The 15,063-nt window shown below is 65.4% G+C and carries 10 protein-coding genes; 3 read left to right on the top strand and 7 right to left on the bottom strand.

Annotated elements, in window-relative coordinates; translation table 11 throughout:
* Together C556_RS0118165 and C556_RS0118155 are read left to right on the top strand one after the other, a co-directional pair.
* Positions 1–332 (top strand): RHS repeat domain-containing protein (locus C556_RS0118165; RefSeq protein ID WP_026263202.1); only part of this gene is annotated, 332 nt, incomplete at its 5' end.
* An 865-nt stretch (positions 333–1,197) separates the two neighbouring features.
* Positions 1,198–2,028: a hypothetical protein gene (locus C556_RS0118155; protein ID WP_018749673.1), complete on the top strand. Its 831-nt coding sequence runs from the start codon at positions 1,198–1,200 to the stop codon at positions 2,026–2,028.
* A gap of 3 nt (positions 2,029–2,031) precedes the next feature.
* Here the strand turns inward: C556_RS0118155 and C556_RS0118150 are convergent, their stop codons facing one another.
* Positions 2,032–2,574, bottom strand: a complete 543-nt coding sequence (locus C556_RS0118150; protein WP_157236265.1) for an SPOR domain-containing protein — start codon at positions 2,572–2,574, stop codon at positions 2,032–2,034.
* Between the two features lie 232 nt (positions 2,575–2,806).
* Between C556_RS0118150 and C556_RS0118145 the strand changes: the two genes are divergently transcribed.
* A complete protein-coding gene (locus tag C556_RS0118145; protein WP_051083269.1) occupies positions 2,807–4,096 on the top strand; it encodes a DUF445 domain-containing protein in 1,290 nt (429 codons plus the stop codon).
* A gap of 155 nt (positions 4,097–4,251) precedes the next feature.
* Here C556_RS0118145 and C556_RS0118140 read toward each other — a convergent pair whose 3' ends face one another.
* The 6 genes from C556_RS0118140 to pgi form a co-directional block, all read right to left on the bottom strand.
* Positions 4,252–4,794: a glutathione peroxidase gene (locus tag C556_RS0118140; protein WP_018749670.1), complete on the bottom strand. Its 543-nt coding sequence runs from the start codon at positions 4,792–4,794 to the stop codon at positions 4,252–4,254.
* 193 nt (positions 4,795–4,987) lie between these two features.
* Positions 4,988–6,604 carry a lytic polysaccharide monooxygenase gene (locus C556_RS24305; RefSeq protein ID WP_083930668.1) on the bottom strand — a complete coding sequence of 539 codons (1,617 nt, stop codon included), beginning with the start codon at positions 6,602–6,604 and terminating at the stop codon, positions 4,988–4,990.
* Between the two features lie 371 nt (positions 6,605–6,975).
* Positions 6,976–8,772, bottom strand: a complete 1,797-nt coding sequence (gene lpdA, locus C556_RS0118130) for a dihydrolipoyl dehydrogenase (protein WP_018749668.1) — start codon at positions 8,770–8,772, stop codon at positions 6,976–6,978.
* A gap of 92 nt (positions 8,773–8,864) precedes the next feature.
* Positions 8,865–10,496: a dihydrolipoyllysine-residue acetyltransferase gene (gene aceF / locus C556_RS0118125; RefSeq protein WP_018749667.1), complete on the bottom strand. Its 1,632-nt coding sequence runs from the start codon at positions 10,494–10,496 to the stop codon at positions 8,865–8,867.
* Positions 10,497–10,627: 131 nt separating this feature from the next.
* The gene (gene aceE, locus C556_RS0118120) at positions 10,628–13,285 is read right to left on the bottom strand and encodes a pyruvate dehydrogenase (acetyl-transferring), homodimeric type (protein WP_018749666.1); all 2,658 of its coding nucleotides are present in this window, start codon (positions 13,283–13,285) and stop codon (positions 10,628–10,630) included.
* 118 nt (positions 13,286–13,403) lie between these two features.
* The gene (gene pgi, locus C556_RS0118115; RefSeq protein ID WP_018749665.1) at positions 13,404–15,050 is read right to left on the bottom strand and encodes a glucose-6-phosphate isomerase; all 1,647 of its coding nucleotides are present in this window, start codon (positions 15,048–15,050) and stop codon (positions 13,404–13,406) included.
* Positions 15,051–15,063 lie beyond the last annotated feature (13 nt).

Raw genomic sequence — 15,063 nt, 5'->3', positions numbered from 1 at the left:
GCCAGATCGAGCGCTTTACCGCCCAACACGGCGACAGCGTGCTGTTCCAGGAGCAATACACCCGCAACAGCGTCGGCCAGATCGTCGGCAAGACCGTCAGCGGCAATGGCCCGAGCAAAACCTACAGTTATCGCTACGACCTGGCCGGCCGGCTGATCGAAGTGACGCAGAATGGCAGCGTGATCGGTCAATACCAATACGACGCCTTCGGCAATTTGCGCCAGGTAACGCTGGCGAGCGGCGGCCAGCTGGATTACGTGATCGACGGCCAGGGCGACGGGACTTTTTGGGGGGTAGGCTGTGACCTTGGCTGTATTGAGGGCTGGAAATGATTGCGAGTGTGGAGAATGAGAAATTTACTTCTCTATAGAAAAGTTTTCTTTCATACGTTTGTAGCGTCAGCGCTGCTAATATTATTTTCTTTTCTTTGGGAGGTATACGGCCTAACTGTATGTAACGCATTGGGTATTGAAATAACTTCGTCGGCTGCGCGAGCTATTGTTCTTTTATGTTTTTGGGTGATTGTTGTGTTCTTTTGGGGGCCTGCTGTGGAGGAAATTAAACGAATTCATCGAGAAAAAAAGAAGGGAGATTTTTAATGGTGAATTAACAATCGACGCCGCCGCCCCACCTGACCAAGAGCGGGAAAACCTCCTGGATCATCACCCACCACCCGGGCTCGGTGCGGCTGGTGGTGAATGGCCCGGCCGACGAGGTGAGGCAGGAAATCGGGGCCTATCTCAGGCGATGGATAGATGCACGAAAGCTTTCAGTCATGAGCAGATGTGCCCGCATCGCGTATCTGCCAGGCAGGGGATTGGTATGGGGCTGGATGGGGTGGTTTTAGGGTGGGGGAAAGGCCCGTTAACAAGAAAATGCATTTGTTTTTAAATGAAAAAATGGATTTTCTGCCCCATTCTTCGGCTTCGTCGGGGGGCCAACCCTCTCTGGGTGGACTGCTTGTAACGGGGTGTTAATGTTGGGATATGCCTCTGCGCATTACTTGCGTGCAACGCAAGTAACCGGATGATCCGCGGCATGTTGCGGTTGGCTTTTCTGATACCCCATCGATTGGAGTCCCCATGTTCAAGGTACTTGCCCGGCAGGCGCTGATCCTGCTCGACCCCGGCGCGGTGATGGTCATCGCTGTCTGGCGCCGTTTCCGACTCAATGCAACGAGCGGAGTGTAGGCGCGGTATGAGCAGTCATTTCTCTTCCATTGGCTTCCAGACAGAGCATCCCGGCGAGTTCGTGGCGCAGCTGCGTCGCGCGGCGGAGGAGGCCGAACATGTTCCCTGTCCCCGCGGTTATTACCGGCATTGGCGCTCCGAGCAGGGGGCTTCGCTGTGGATCCAGTTCGACCGCCACGATGCGATGATCGGGGTGACTCCCTGTTTCGAAGGGCAGAGCAGCCTGCGCGTGGGGTTGGTCGAGCAGATGCATCGCAGCGACGATTCCCCGCTGGAAGGTGCGTGTTATGGCTGGGCGGCACCGCCGGCTGGTGACCCCCACTCGGGGATGTTTCCCTTCCTGTTCGATCTGGCCGACGCCGGTTGCCACCCGGCGCTGTCGCTGCCCAGCTTGCGCCGGGTGCACCTGAGTGCGTTTGCCGAGACCTTGCAGGTGCACGAGTCGGACGATGCATTCCACGCGACCCAAACCGCCGAAAGCCAGCTTGCCACGGGCTCGTTCATCCCGGCGCGGTTGCTCGGGCGGGAGGTGGTCGACGAGCACCACGCCAAGGCGATGTTCAGCGGACACGTGCTGCGTGCCGCCGAGTTGCGCAATCCGCTGACGGGGCATCCTTACCATTGGCTGCTGGTGAGCACCGTGGGCGGTGAGATCGATGTGGTGGTCGATCCGACGCTGATCGGCGATCTGCCGGATGCCGGGGCGGTGGTATCCGGCCTGTTCTGGCTGTGCGGGCGCCTGACCGATTCGGTGGCGGAGCGCTGGATCCAGTGGCAGATCGGCTGGGCCGAGCGCTGGCTGTCGTTGCAGCGCAGTTGGGACGAAGGCTGGCAGTAGCCGCTATTTCTTCTTGGGTGGGGCGGGCAGCAGGATCACCGGCAGCCCGCCGGTCAGGTTCAGCCGTTGCGCTACGCGCACCCGCCCGCTCCGGGCATCCTCCACACTGGCGTACTTGCCGATCGCCACCACGTACCAGTGCTGGCCGTCGTCCTCGGCGATGGTGATGACGCTGGCGGGCAGCTTCTCGGCCTGTGCCTGCGTCACCAGTTCCTGTGCTTCGCGATAGTCGGCCCGTTGCGTGGCCTGTAGCGCGTATTCGGCCTTGGCCGGCGGAATGGCCGGCAGCACGATCTGCTCGGCGGGGATGGCCGGCGGCGCCGAGGCGTCCGCGGGCGCCGATGCCGTGGCCTGCTTTGCGGCGGGCTTGGCCGGCAGCAGTCCGGCGGTGAGCCGGTCGCCCAGCGGCAGGCGGCTGACGGCCTGCAAGGTGTCGGTGGCGCCCCGGCCCAGACTGCCGCGCACCGAGGCGGGGGCGAATACCCCGGCCAGGAACAGCAGGGTTCCGAACAACAGCACCAGTACCACCAGCATTGCCTTTTTCATGCCCGACCGCGGCCTTGCCGCCTCTTGGATTTGCGAAACCCGTTTATAGCATGCCGCCATCATCGCCGGCGCACAGTGCGGCAACTGATCCGTGGATGACCCGCCGGCACTTCGCGATGGGGGCTCCGCCTTGTGTGGCGCCGGCCGACACCGCGCCAGCCAATCGCTGAAGGGAGGTTAACGTGAATCGAACGGCAGACGGGAGCGGAGGTGGCTGCCTATCATGGCAGGCATGAACGATCCGCTATATCTGGAGCGCGAACGCGCGCAACTGGACGCCAAGCGCTTGCGGCTGCGGCAGGCGCGCACGGTCGCCACCTGCCTGCTGGTGGCGGCGCTGGTGCTGTTCCTGCTGGCCGAGGCGCTGATCCATCGCCATCCGTTCTGGAGCTTCGTCGGGGCGTTTGCCGAGGCGGCGATGGTGGGGGCGCTGGCCGACTGGTTTGCCGTGACCGCGCTGTTCCGCCACCCGATGGGCATTCCCATTCCGCATACCGCGATCATTCCGCGCAACAAGCTGCGCATCGCCAATAGCCTGGGTGGCTTCATCGAAACGCATTTTTTGTCCGAAGAGCAGGTGGCGCTACGCATCGATGCCTTCAACCCGGCACGGCGCGTGGCGTCGTGGCTGTCGCGGCCATCGCACGTGGAGCAACTGGCGGAGCAGGCGCAGCAGCTGGCGAGTTATCTGTTGTCGGTGCTGGACGAGCCGCATGTGCGCGACGCGGTGCGGCGGGTGCTGCGCGAGGGCATGGCCGAGCTGGATTGGGCACGACACGGTGGCGAGTTGCTGGCGGTGCTGCTGGCCGAACGCCAGCACCAGCAGTTGCTGGACCGGGTGCTGGACAAGGTGGGCGAGCGGCTGGCGCAGCCGGATATCCAGACCTTGCTGTCGGGCATGGTGGCGCAGGAGCTGTCGTACCTGAAATGGGTGGCGCTGGACGAGGCCGGCGGGCGCTACGTGGCGCGCAAGCTGGTGGCCGCGGTGGCGCACGAGTTCGAGCGGGTGCGCGTCGAGCCGGAGCATCCGTTGCGCCGCCTGGTGGACAGCGAGCTGGATGCGCTGATCCTGCGCCTGCAACACGACGAGGCGCTGCGCGAACGCGCACGGGCCTGGGTGGCGGGGCTGGCGGAGGCGCCGGCGTTCGAGCGGCGTTTCGATGCGTTGTGGCAGGGGCTGACGCAATCGCTGCATGGCGATTTCAACAAGCCCGATTCGCTGCTGCGCGCGCGCGTGGCCAGCGCGGCGCGGCGCCTGCGCGACCAGTTGCGCGTCGATCCACGCCTGGCCGAGTGGGTGAACAGCAGCGTGCGCAATGCCGCGACACGGGCGGTGGCGCGCTACCGCCAGCAGATCGGCGCCTTCATCGCCGATCAGTTGAAGGGCTGGGATGACCGGGTGATGGTGGAACGCCTGGAACTGAACGTCGGCGTCGATCTGCAGTTCATCCGCATCAACGGTACGCTGGTGGGCGGGTTGATCGGGTTGTTGCTGCACAGCGCGCAGTTGTTGCTGCGCTGAGCGCGGCTGACAAAACCCTTCTGGCGGCGTCGCGCGGGGGCGCCGAGCCGAAACTTGCCATACCACTTGTCCTGTCCGCGTTTCGCGCTTCCTGCCAGGACTGCTTCGCTGGGTTTCGTCAGCTGCTCTGCGCGAGCGGTGCGCGGGGGCGACGGTCATTGCGGCGCCAGCCAGCCTTTGATCGGGCCGGTGATGGCGGGGTCGTCCGGCACCACCTTGGAAGGGAAGGCGGTGACGGTCTTGCCGTCCGGCGCGATCAGATACTTGTGGAAATTCCACTTCGGCACGCTGCCGCTGGCGGCGGCCAGGCGCCGGTAGAGGGCGTTGGCGTCGTCGCCGGTGACGTGCGAGGCCTCGGCCATCGGAAACTTCACCAGGTAGGTCAGCCGGCAGAAATCGCCGATCTCCTTGTTGCTGGCCAGTTCCTGCTTGAAGTCGTTGGATGGGAAGCCGATCACCAGCAGCCCCTGCGCGCGGTAGCGCTGGTACAGCGCCTCCAGGGCCTCGAATTGCGGGGTGTAGCCGCACTTACTGGCGGTGTTCACCACCAGGATGGGCTTGCCGGCGTACTGGCACAGGTCAACGGTGTCGCCCTGCAGGGTCTTGACCCGGCTGTCGAGCAACGGCGGGCAGGCGGCGAGCGCGTTGCCGGCAATGCCCAGCAGCAGGCCGGCCAGGATGGAAAGCGTATGGCGCATGGGGTGGATCCTCGTTGGTGGCGGGCTGAGCCTAGGTCGATCCGCTCTAGGTCGATTCACCCTAGCCGCCGCCGGGCGCGTCGCCACGCTGTGCGCGCAGACGGCGGCGACGGACGCGCAGCCAAAAAAAGAGCCCTCCATTGGAGGGCTCAGTGCTTCTGTCGAGGCGTTGCGGCCTCTTAAGCTCCAAGAATCAGTTGCAGGTGCCCAGATCCTGCCAGACACCCCATTGGCCGGACTGGCTGGGGTTGTCGCCCTGGGTCCACCACTTGTTCTGGTAGTTGTGGCCGTTGTAGCTCACCTTGGTGTTGGCGGCGGCGTACACGTTGGCGGCGGTCCAGGCCGCGGCGCAGGTGCTGCCGGACGGCGTCGGGGTCGGGCTGACCGGGGTCGGTGTCGGCGTGACCGGCGTCGGGGTCGGCGTCACCGGGGTGGGCGTCGGCGTGACCGGTGTCGGCGTCGGGGTTACCGGCGTCGGGGTCGGCACGGTGCCGCCGGTGCAGGCGCCCAGATCCTTCCACAACGTGGTGCTGCTGGCCGGGTTCCAGTTGGTGCCAGTGTAGGCGGTGTGTGTGACCAGCGACTGGTAGTTGCGGCCGTTGTAGGTCACCAGGGTGCCGGCGTTGTAGGTGTTGCCTTCCGCCCAGGCGGCATAGCAGCCGCCGGGTGCCGGGGTCGGGGTCACGACCGGGGTCGGCGTCGGGGTGACGGGAACCGGGGTGGGGGTGACCGGCGTCGGGGTCGGGACCACGGGCGTCGGGGTGGGCGTCACCACCGGGGTCGGCGTGGGCGTGACCGGGGTGGGCGTCGGGGTCACCGGCGTCGGGGTCGGCGTCACCGCGCCCGCGACGTCGACGCGGAAGGTGTAGTTGCCGCCGTCACGCGAGTACACGCGGTTTTCCTGGGTGCTCTTCACCGGCGAGACGGTGCCGTTGCCGCCCAGTACGCCGACGCTGATGTAGCGCGAGGACGCGTTCACCTGTTGCGCCAGGTAGTACGGCCAGTTGGCGGCGAGGAACATCTGGTCGCCGTTGGTGGAGTTGTACGTCATCGTGACGGTGAAGGTTTCCAGGTCGGCGCCGTTGGCGTCGAACAGGCGGAACGTCACCTTGGTTTCGTCCTTCAGATCCTGCGAGGAGCGGATCTGGCCCAGTTCCTTGAAGTTGGAGACCACGGCCGAGAAGGTCACGTCGGAACACGAGTAGAACGCTTCGGCGCTATCCGAGCGTTGCCACGTGTTGTAGATCATGTGGCGGCCGGTCTTGTTCTTCGGCAGCGGGCAGGTCAGGTGGTAGCGCTTGGCGGCATCGCCGGCCACGTTGCCCAGCGTGCAGAACGCTTCCAGGTCGGACCACTTCAGCGGACGGGTCTGATCCCAGCCATCCTTGGTCACGTAGAACACCCAGTTCTTGGTGGCGTGCTGGGCGGGAGCGTAGTAGATGAATTCGAAGTTGCCGTTGGAATCGGGCGCGATCGGGGTGGTCAGCCAGTCCTGGCGCGGCAGGTCGAGGCCCGCGTAGTTGGACTTGCCGCCGGCGCACAGCTGGCCATCCGGCACGAAGGCCTGGTGGTCGCCGTTGGGCAGCTGGTTGACGCCGGACCAGTCGTACAGCATCTGCGGGCCGGACAGCGCGACGGCTGCCTGGCAGGCGGCGGACTTGGGCGATTCGGGGCCTTCGTTGAAGCAGTTGAGCACGCGGCTGACCGGTACTTCCATCGACCCGTGGCCGAACACGCTGGCAGGCAGGGCGAGTGCCAGGGCCAGCGACAAGGACAGCGGCTTCACCGCCAAGGTTGTTCTCGGCTTCATGTGATCTCCTCGTTTTTGGTGGGACGGCGCGACACTGCTTGGCTTGTTGTGGTGGGCGCCGGGCCGCGTGACGTTTCTACGCCATTCGCAGCGCCGCTAGCTTATGCGGGGCGATAACTGGATTCAAGGCAGGGGGAAAGATAAGACCAATCACCGTTGTCTGGGAAAGGCGCGAAACCACAGGGTTTGTCGCGTCATATTCGCCATTGCTAATTTGATGGCTGGCGGCGAGGCGGTGACAAGTGGCGATGGCGTGGCAGGGTAATACCAATCACCGTGCCGGGCGTGAGGCGTGAGGCGTGAGGCGTGAGGCGTGAGGCGTGAGGGAGCGGGCAGGGCGCGCCGTTGCGGCGCGCCCTGCCGGTTGCGCGTCAGCGCGGCGACTTGCGTTGCGGCGGCAGGTCGGTGCAGACGCCCTTGGCCACTTCGGCGGCCATGCCGATCGATTCGCCCATGGTCGGGTGCGGATGGATGGTCTTGCCGATGTCCACCGCGTCCGCGCCCATCTCGATGGCGAGGCAGATCTCGCCGATCATGTCGCCGGCGTGCGGGCCGACGATGGCGCCGCCGATGATCTGGCCGTTCTCGGCGTCGAAGATCAGCTTGGTGAAGCCCTCGTCGCGGCCGTTGGCGATGGCGCGGCCGGAAGCGGCCCAGGGGAACACGCCCTTGAGGATCTGCTTGCCGTCCTTCTTCGCCTGATCCTCGGTCACGCCCACCCAGGCCACTTCGGGGTCGGTGTAGGCCACGCCGGGGATCACGCGGGCGTCGAAGTACGCCTTCTCGCCGGCGGCGTTCTCGGCCGCCACGTGCGCTTCGTGCACCGCCTTGTGGGCCAGCATCGGCTGGCCGACGATGTCGCCGATGGCGAAGATGTGCGGCACGTTGGTGCGCTGTTGCTTGTCCACGTGGATGAAGCCGCGCTCGTCCACCAATACGCCGGCCTTGTCGGCGCCGATCTTCTTGCCGTTGGGCGCGCGGCCGGTGGCGTGCAGCACCAGGTCGTAGCGCTTGGGTTCCTTGGGCGCGTTCTCGCCTTCGAAGGTGACCCAGATGCCGTCTTCCTTGGGCTCGATCGCCACGGTGCGGGTCTTGAGCATGATCTGGTCGAAGCGGTGGGCGTTCCACTTCTCCCAGACCTTGACCAGGTCGCGGTCGGCGCCCTGCATCAGGCCGTCGGTCATTTCCACCACGTCCAGGCGCGCGCCCAGCGTGGAATAGACCGTGCCCATCTCCAGGCCGATGATGCCGCCGCCCAGGATCAGCATGTTGCCCGGCACCTGCTTCAGTTCCAGCGCGCCGGTGGAGTCGACCACGCGCGGATCGTCCGGCACGAACGGCAGCTTGAACACGCTGGAGCCGGCGGCGATGACGGCCTTCTGGAAGCGCACCACCTTCTTCTCGCCGGTGGTGGCCTTGCCTTCGCCGCTGGTGAGCTGCACTTCGATATGGTGCGCGTCGAGGAAGGTGCCGATGCCGCGCACCACTTCCACCTTGCGCGCCTTGGCCATGCCGGCCAGGCCGGTGGTGAGCTTGCCGATCACCTTTTCCTTGTAACCGCGCAGGGCGTCGATATCGACTTCGGGCGCGCCGAACTTGATGCCGTTGACCGCCAGGTGGGCCACTTCGTCGATGACGAAGGCGTTGTGCAGCAACGCCTTGGACGGGATGCAGCCGACGTTGAGGCAGACGCCGCCCAGGGTGGCGAAGCGCTCGATCAGCACGGTCTTGAGCCCGAGGTCGGCGGAGCGGAACGCGGCCGAGTAGCCGCCGGGGCCGCCGCCCAGGACCATCATGTCGGTTTCGATGTCCACCGGGCCGCCGTAGCTGCCGGCGACCGGCGCGGCCGCGGGGGCCGCCGGCGCGGGGGCCGGGGCGGCCGCGGCGGGTGCGGGGGCCGGTTGCGGCGCGGCGGTCGCGGCGCCGGCGCTGGCTTCCACCAGGGCGATCACGCTGCCTTCGGACACCTTGTCGCCGACCTTGACCTTCACTTCCTTGATGACGCCGGCGGCGGTGGCCGGCACTTCCATGGTGGCCTTGTCGGTCTCCAGGGTGATCAGGCTCTGTTCCACCGCGACGCTGTCGCCGGCGGCGACAAAGACCTCGATCACGTCCACGTTGCTGTGGTCGCCGATGTCCGGCACTTTCAGTTCGATGATGTTGCTCATGGGTTCTTCCTGTGAGGGGTGAGATGGGAGGCGCGGCGTGGCGCCTCCATGCGTGCGGTAGGCGCGCGGCGTGGCGCGCGCCTACTCACGCCTCACAAAACAAGGCGGCGGATGTCCGACAGCAGCTTGCCCAGGTATACCGTGAAGCGGCCGGCGGCGGCGCCGTCGATCACGCGGTGATCGAACGACAGCGACAGCGGGCACAGCAGGCGCGGTTCGAAGGCGCTGCCGTTCCATACCGGCTTGATCTGGCTCTTGCACACGCCGAGGATCGCCACTTCGGGGGCATTGATGATCGGCGTGAAGCTGGTGCCGCCGATGCCGCCCAGGCTGCTGATGGTGAAGGTGGCGCCCTGCATGTCGGTGGGTTTGAGCTTGCCTTCGCGCGCCAGGCCGGACAGTTCGGTCAGTTCCTTGGCGATCTGCTTCAGGCCCTTCTGGTCGGCGTCCTTGATCACCGGCACCACGAGGCCGTTCGGCGTGTCGGCGGCGAAACCGATGTGGTAGTACTGCTTGAGCACCAAGTTGTCGCCGTCCAGGCTGGCGTTGAATTCCGGGAAGGCTTTCAGCGCTTCGGCGGCGGCCTTGATGATGAAGGCCAGCGGCGACAGCTTGAGACCGCTCTTTTCCCATTCCTTGCCGATGCTCTTGCGGAAGTCTTCCAGCTCGGTGATGTCGCATTCGTCGTTGAACGTGACATGCGGGATCATCACCCAGTTGCGGTGCAGGTTGGCGCCGGAGATCTTCTTGATGCGGCTGAGCGGCTTGGTTTCGATCGGGCCGAACTTGGCGAAATCCACCTTGGGCCACGGCAGCAGGTCCATGCCGGCGCCACCGCCCGCCACACCACCGGCGGCCGGCGCGGCGGCCTGGCCGGCCATCACGGCCTTGACGTAGTTCTGCACGTCCTCGTGCAGGATGCGGTTACGCGGGCCGGAGCCCTTGACGCGGCCGAGGTCCACGCCCAGCTCGCGCGCGAAGCGGCGTACCGACGGCGAGGCGTGGGCCTTGCTGAAGCTGGCTTCGTCGAAGGCGGCGCTGGCGGCTGCCGGCGCCGGGGCGGCGGCGGGCTGCGCTGCCGGCGCGGGGGCCGGGGCGGCGGGTGCGGGCGCCGGCTGTGGGGCCGGTGCCGCGGCGGCAGGGGCGGGCGCTGCGGCGCTGCCTTGCACCACCAGGATCAGCGCGCCTTCCGACACCTTGTCGCCGACCTTGATGGCGACGCTCTCGACCACGCCGGCGGCGGTGGCGGGCACTTCCATGGTGGCCTTGTCGGTTTCCAGCGTGATCAGCGACTGTTCTTTCTCGATGGTGTCGCCGGCCTTGACCAGCACTTCGATGACGTCGACGTTGTCGTGGCCGCCGATATCGGGCACCCGGACCTCGATGCGTTGCGCGGCGGCCGGTGCGGCAGCGGGCTGCGCAGCAGGCGCGGGCGCGGCGGGGGTCGGTGCAGCGGCTGCCGGGGCGGGCGCCGCGGCGGCTTCGCTGGCTTCCAGCAGCAGCACCACGCTGCCTTCGGAGACCTTGTCGCCGACCTTGACCTTCACTTCCTTCACCACGCCGGCGGCGGTGGCGGGCACTTCCATGGTGGCCTTGTCGGTTTCCAGCGTGACCAGCGATTGCTCTTTGTCGATGGTGTCGCCGGCCTTGACCAGCACCTCGATGACGTCGACGCCTTCATGGCCGCCGATGTCGGGGATCTTCAGTTCGATGATGTTGCTCATTGCTCTTCCTTCTGAGAAGGGGGAAGGGGGCGGGGGAAGGCGTGCTTCCCCGGACCCTCCACCCTGCTGCGGATGTGGAGCGAGAAGACGGGCGGGTGTTCACCCTTCCCACTTCTCTCTTCTCCCTTCCCTTAAACAGTCCAGGGTGCGCGGCGTTCGGTGTCGATGCCGTACTTGGCGATGGCTTCGGCAACCTTGGTGCGCTCGATCTTGCCGTCGTCGGCCAGGGCCTTCAGCGCGGCCACGGCCACGTGGTAGCGATCTACCTCGAAGAACTTGCGCAACTGCTGGCGGCTGTCCGAACGACCGAAGCCGTCGGTGCCCAGGCTGACCATGCGCACTGGCACGTATTCGCGGATCTGGTCGGCGAAGATGCGCTTGTAGTCGGTGGCGGCGATCACCGGGCCCTGGCGGCCTTGCAGCTTTTGCGTCACATGCGGCACCTTGGGTTCGGCGGTGGGGTGCAGCAGGTTGTAGCGGGAGGCGGCCATGCCGTCGCGCTTCACTTCGTTCAGGCTGGTGGCGGACCAGATGTCGGCGGCGACGCCGAAATCTTGCTCCAGCAGTTCGGCGGCGGCGATCACCTCGCGGAAGATGGTGCCGCAACCCATCAGTTGCACCTTGAGCTTGGCGTCCTTGCTGCCTTCGCGGAACAGGTACAGGCCCTTGATGATGTCTTCCTCCACGCCTTCCGGCATGGCCGGGTGGGTGTAGTTCTCGTTCATCACGGTCAGGTAGTAGTAGACGTTCTCCTGGTCCTGATACATGCGCTTCAGGCCGTGCTGCACGATCACCGCCAGTTCGTAGGCGAAGGTGGGGTCGTAGGAGACGCAGTTGGGCACGAAGTCGGCGAACAGGTGGCCGTGGCCGTCCTGGTGTTGCAGCCCTTCGCCGTTCAGCGTGGTGCGGCCGGAGGTGCCGCCGACCAGGAAGCCGCGCGCGCGCAGGTCGCCGGCGGCCCAGGCCAGGTCGCCGATGCGCTGGAAGCCGAACATCGAGTAGTAGATGTAGATCGGGATCATGGTCACGCCGTGGTTGGCGTAACTGGTGGCGGCGGCGATCCAGTCGGCCATGGCGCCGGCTTCGTTGATGCCTTCCTGCAGGATCTGGCCGTCGGTGGATTCCTTGTAGAACATCAGCTGGTCGGCATCCTGCGGGGCGTACAGCTGGCCCACGTGGCTCCAGATGCCCAACTGGCGGAACATGCCTTCCATGCCGAAGGTGCGCGATTCGTCGGGCACGATGGGCACGACGCGGCGGCCGATGTTCTTGTCCTTGACCAACGTACCCATCAGGCGCACGAAGGCCATGGTGGTGGACATCTCGCGCTCGCCGGTGCTGTCGAGCAGCGCCTTGAAGGCATCCAGGCTAGGCACTTGCAGCGATTCGTCCACCGGCTTGCGCGACGGCAGGTAGCCGCCCAGGGCGCCGCGGCGCTCGTGCATGTATTGCATTTCGGGGGCGTCGGCCGGCGGCGCGTAGAAGGTGCACGCCTTGGCCTGCTCGTCGGAGAGCGGGATCTTGAAGCGGTCGCGCAGGTGCAGCATGTCGTCGTCGGTGAGCTTCTTGGTCTGGTGGGCGACGTTCTGCGATTCGCCGGCGCTGCCCATGCCGTAACCCTTGACGGTCTTGACCAGCAGCAGCGTGGGCTGGCCCTTGTGTTCGACGGCGGCCTTGTAGGCGGCGTACACCTTGTGCGGGTCGTTGCCGCCGCGGGTCAGGCGCCAGATGTCGTCGTCGGACATGTTGGACACCAGCGCCTTGAGTTCGGGCGTGTTGAAGAAGTACTCGCGCACGTAGGCGCCGTCCTTGGACTTGTAGGTCTGGTACTCGCCGTCGACCACTTCCATCATGCGTTGTTGCAGCAGGCCCTTTTTGTCCTTGGCCAGCAGGGCATCCCAGCCGGAGCCCCATACCACCTTGATCACGTTCCAGCCGGAGCCGCGGAAGTCGCCTTCCAGTTCCTGGATAATCTTGCCGTTGCCGCGCACCGGGCCGTCCAGGCGTTGCAGGTTGCAGTTGATGACGAACACCAGGTTGTCCAGCTTTTCACGGCCGGCCAGCGAGATCGCGCCCAGCGATTCGGGTTCGTCCATCTCGCCGTCGCCCATGAAGGCCCAGACCTTGCGGTCGCCCTTCTGCTTGAAGCCGCGGTCGTCGAGGTACTTCATGAAACGGGCCTGGTAGATCGCCATCAGCGGACCCAGGCCCATCGACACGGTGGGGAACTGCCAGAAGTCGGGCATCAGCCACGGGTGCGGGTAGCTGGACAGGCCGCCGCCATCCACTTCCTGGCGGAACTTGTTCAGTTGTTCTTCGCTGATCCGGCCTTCGAGGAAGGCGCGCGAGTACATGCCAGGCGCGCTGTGGCCCTGGAAGTACACCAGGTCGCCGCCATGGGCGTCGCTGGGGGCATGCCAGAAGTGGTTCCAGCCCACGTCGTACAAGGTGGCGGCGGAGGCGAACGAGGTGATGTGGCCGCCCAGGTCGCCATTGGCGCGGTTGGCCTTCACGACCATGGCCGCGGCGTTCCAGCGCGTGTAGGAGCGGATGCGCTCTTCGTAGGCGTGGTTGCCGGGGCTCTTGGCTTCCAGGTGCTGCGGGATGGTGTTGATGTACGCGGTGGTGGCGGTGTAGGGGATGTTGACCCCGTCCTTGCGCGCATGATCGATCAGCTTTTCGACCAGGAAGTGGGCACGCTCGGCGCCTTCGTTTTCCAGGACGCCATCCAGGGCTTCAAGCCACTCCTGCGTTTCCCGAGGGTCGTGGTCGTGAATCTGCTCTGCCATTTAATCTCTACCTTGTTCTAGGGTTGATGCCGCCGCCGGTGGGTGGTCCCCGCCGACCTTGCGTTCTGCCCGGGGTCTCCGGGCAGCCGTATATCCCGCGTTTTTGCGCCGTGGTGGATCAACGCGGCGCGTTACGCTTGTAGTAATTGATGAGTCCGTTGGTCGAGCCGTCATGCGTGGTGGTCAGGCCCGGCGTGGTGAGATCGTTCTCAATGGCCTTCGCCAGCTGCTTCCCCAGCTCGACACCCCACTGGTCGTAGGAGTTGACGTTCCACACCGTGCCCTGCACGAAGATCTTGTGCTCGTACAGCGCGATCAACGCGCCCAGGCGGCGCGGCGTCAGGCGCTGCATCAGCACGGTGTTGGTGGGGCGGTTGCCTTCGAAGATCTTGTGCGGCACCAGCGCGTCCTGGGCCTCGCCGGTGATGCCCAGCTTATCCAGCTCGGCGCGCACTTCGGCTTCGTTCTTGCCGCGCAGGAACGCTTCGGTCTGGGCGAAGAAGTTGGCCATCAGGATGGTGCTGTGCGGCTCGGGGATGTTGGGATGCTCGATCGAGCCGATGAAGTCGATCGGCACCAGCTGGCTGCCCTGATGCAGCAGCTGGTAGTAGGCGTGCTGGCCGTTGATGCCGGCGTCGCCCCACACCACCGGGCCGGTCTGGTAGTCGACGCGCTCGCCGTCCAGGGTGACGGTCTTGCCGTTCGATTCCATGTCCAGCTGTTGCAGGTAGGCGGGGAAGCGGTACAGCGACTGGTTGTACGGCGAGACCAGATGGGTGCGGGCGCCGAAGAAGTTGACGTACCACACGCCCAGCATGCCCATGATCACGGGCAGGTTCTGTTCCAGCGGCTTGTTCTTGAAGTGCTCGTCCATGGTGTATGCGCCATGGAGCAAGTCCTGGTAATCGTGCTTGCCCAGGAAAATGGCGATCGGCAGGCCGATGGCGCTCCACAGCGAGTAGCGGCCGCCGACCCAGTCCCAGAATTCGAACATGTTATTGGTGTCGATGCCGAACTCGGACACGGCCTTGGCGTTGGTCGAGACCGCGACGAAGTGCTTGGCGATGTGCGATTCGTTGCCGACCCGGTCCAGGAACCATTTGCGCGCGGTGCGGGCGTTGGTCAGCGTTTCCTGGGTGGTGAAGGTCTTGGACGAGATGATGAACAGCGTGGTCTCGGGGTTGAGCGTCTTCAGGGTGGACACGATCTGATCGCCGTCCACCGTGGAGATGAAGTGCATCTTCAGCCGCTCGTGGCCGTAGTGCTTGAGGGCGTTACAGACCATCAGCGGGCCGAGGTCGGAACCACCGATGCCGATGTTGACGATGTCGGTGAACGCCTTGCCGGTGTAGCCGACGCGCTCGCCCGAACGAACCTCGTCGGAGAAGCGGAAGATCTTTTCCTTGACCGCGTTCACCTTGGGCATCACGTCTTCGCCGTCGACGTAGATGGGGTTCTTGTCCAGGTTGCGCAGCGCCACGTGCAGCACGGCGCGGTCCTCGGTGCGGTTGATCTTTTCGCCCGAGAACATGTGCTTGATACGGTCCTCCAGACCGCTCTGGCGCGCCAGGTCGAACAGCAGCGACATGGTCTCCTCGGTGATGCGGTTCTTCGAATAGTCGAAGAACAGGCCACCCGATTCGAACGAGAACTTGTCGAAGCGCTGCGGATCCTGCGCGAACAGATCGCGCATGTGCAGCTTGGATACTTCCTGGTAGTGCGCCGCCAAGGCCTGCCAGGCGGGCGAGGTGGTGAGCTTGGACATGGAGGGGTTCCTT

It is taken from the genome of Chitiniphilus shinanonensis DSM 23277 (assembly GCF_000374805.1).
Lineage (GTDB): Bacteria > Pseudomonadota > Gammaproteobacteria > Burkholderiales > Chitinibacteraceae > Chitiniphilus > Chitiniphilus shinanonensis.
Note: the sequence above shows the minus strand (reverse complement) of the source record. Positions and strands in the feature narration are given on the sequence as shown.